A 2,550-nucleotide genomic window follows, 5' to 3' on the forward strand; every position below is an offset into this window, starting at 1 on the left:
TGGAGCGCGACAATTACAGTGTCCGGTCGTTGACAACTATCCTGGCCGGTGGTGAGGAGTCGAAGGCGGCGTAGCCGCCGGAGACGACGAGCCACCGGCGCTGCCGGATCGGCGGGCCCAAGATGGCTGACTGAAGCTAAAAAGAAGCGGTCAGCCCATGTCTGAAACCCGCATTACCGACCAACAGGTCCGGCTCTATATGAACAAGCGCAAACACAACACCCAGGAAGTCGCTGCTGCCAAGGTAGGCATGAGCTCGCGCACGGCTCGACGCATTGAGCGCGCGACCAGGTTGCCTTCGCAGAAGGCCGAGCGTGACTGGCGTACGCGTACAGACCCGTTCGCCGACGTTTGGGAAGGCGAAGTGGTCCCGTTGCTGCGCAGTGCGCCGCGGCTGATCCCGGTCACGATCCTGCGCAAGCTGCAGGAAGATCACCCGGGCCGGTTTCCGAATAGCATGCGACGCACGCTTGAACGGCACATCAGCCAATGGCGTGCGCTCGAAGGTCCGGGCAAGGAAATCTTCTTTCCGCAGGAGTATCTGCCGGGGATACGAGGCCTGTCGGACTTCACTCACATGGAGAAACTGTGCGTGACGCTCGGCGGCGTCCCGTTCGACCACCTGCTGTACCACTTCGTACTGGCGTTCTCGCGCTGGGAGTACGCCTGTGTGGTTGATGGTGGAGAGAGTTTCGAAGCACTCGCGGCCGGGTTACAGAATGCGCTGTGGCAGGCTGGTGGCTGCCCACGCGAACACCGCTCGGACAGCCTGTCGGCGGCCTTCAGGAATCTGCAGGAGCAGGAGGACTTCACACCCCGGTATGCAGCACTTCTCGAACATTACGGCATGGAGGGCACACGCAATAATCGGGGTCTTGGTCACGAGAACGGAAGTGTGGAATCCTCACATCGCTACCTGAAGGACGCCGTCGATCAAGCCCTGGAACTGCGAGGTCATCGTGACTTCGCTGACCGCGCCTCCTATGACGAGTTCTTACGCGGGGTAGTCATGCGCCGGAACCGGCGCAATGCGGCAGCGTTTCGCGTCGAGCGCGAACACCTGCAGGATCTGCCTGAGCTCCGTACCACGGACTTCGTCGAGGAAGAGGCGCGCGTGACCCGCTGCAGTACCTTCACCGTGCGCAACATTCTTTATAGCGCTCCGTCTCGCCTGATTGGTCATCTGCTGAAGGTGCGTCTGTACATCGACCGGCTTGATTGCTATCTGTCCGGCACGCTGGTGCACAGCACGCCACGGGGATCGCTTGCGCCCGGGCGCAGCCGGGGCCATGCCATCGACTACCGTCACTTTATCGATTCGCTCAAACGCAAGCCTCAGGCCTTTAAAGGGCTGGCGTTTCGCGACAACCTGTTTCCGCGTGAGGCTTACCGCCGAACCTGGGAGCAACTGGACACGAAGCTCTCACAACGCAGCGCCTGCAAGACCATGGTGGGCCTGCTTGAGCTGGCCGGTAACCACGGCGTCGAAGCGCAACTGGCCGAGCGGCTTGAAGCATTGCTCGAACTCGGTGAGCTGCCCGATCTGAAGACGCTGTTCGACGAATTCGCCCCGCGTCTGCGCGAGTGTCCTGTGGTCGTGGTCGAGATGCCATCGGCAGAGGTCTATGACGCATTGCTCGATGAGCAGGTGCCGGTATGAACGCCCCTGCTTGCGATGCCGGCCGCATGGCGCTAATGCTCAACGAGTTGCGGCTGCCGACGATCGGCCGGTTGTGGCCGGACTTCGCCGAACGCTCGGACAAGGAGGGCTGGCAGGCGTCCCGACTGCTTGGCGCGCTGTTTGAGCATGAGCTTGCCGAGCGGGCCCAACGACGGATCGAGCGTCATCGTATCGAATCGCATATGGATCCGACCAAGACGCTCGCCAACTTCGACTTCGGCGTTGTTCCGATGGTCTCGAAGGCGCATGTAATGGCGCTGACCACCGGCGATTCGTGGCTCGAAAAAGGCGCCACGATCCTCCTGTTTGGGCCACCCGGTGGCGGGAAAAGTCATTTGGGATCGGCCATTGGCCATGCGCTGATCGACGCCGGCTATCGCGTACTGTTCATGCGGACCAGTGAGATCGTGCAGAAGCTTCAGGTCGCCCGTCAGAGCCTTCAACTGCCTTCGGCGCTCGCCAAACTCGACCGGTTCGACCTGATCATCCTGGACGATCTGTCGTATGTGAGAAAAGACCAGGCCGAAACCAGCGTGCTGTTCGAACTGATCGCTGAGAGGTATGAGCGCAAAAGTCTTCTCATCACGGCCAATCAGCCGTTCTCGGGCTGGAACGACGTGTTCCCTGACCCCGGCATGACGGTGGCCGCTATCGACCGGCTCGTCCATCACTCGACGATCTTCGAGCTGAATGTTGAAAGCTATCGGCGGCGCAAAGCCAGCGACAAACAGAAGGAGCGCCGGCGTCAATTACCCAACGACAATTACGATGGAGCGACGACACCTATGAATCCATGATCACGACAATTACTCCCGTCGACCGGACAACATAGTTGTCGACGACCGGACAAGACAGTTGACGCTATCCAG

General features: G+C 60.5%; 2 protein-coding genes. Both read left to right on the forward strand.

The window, feature by feature from the left end:
- The first annotated feature begins 157 nt into the window (after positions 1–157).
- On the forward strand, positions 158–1,660 hold the full coding sequence (gene istA / locus AWB68_RS43990) for an IS21 family transposase (protein WP_087650332.1): 1,503 nt from the start codon (positions 158–160) through the stop codon (positions 1,658–1,660).
- Complete coding sequence (istB, locus tag AWB68_RS43995) at positions 1,657–2,478, forward strand: IS21-like element helper ATPase IstB (RefSeq protein ID WP_087650333.1); 822 nt, start codon at positions 1,657–1,659, stop codon at positions 2,476–2,478. Before istA ends, istB begins: the two co-directional genes overlap by 4 nt.
- Positions 2,479–2,550 lie beyond the last annotated feature (72 nt).

Source organism: Caballeronia choica, assembly GCF_001544535.1.
Taxonomy (GTDB): Bacteria; Pseudomonadota; Gammaproteobacteria; order Burkholderiales; family Burkholderiaceae; genus Caballeronia; species Caballeronia choica.

Coding starts and splice junctions, on each gene's coding strand:
- istA (WP_087650332.1), top strand. CDS start 158: ATGTCTGAAACCCGCATTACCGACCAACAGGTCCGGCTCTATATGAAC.
- istB (WP_087650333.1), top strand. CDS start 1,657: ATGAACGCCCCTGCTTGCGATGCCGGCCGCATGGCGCTAATGCTCAAC.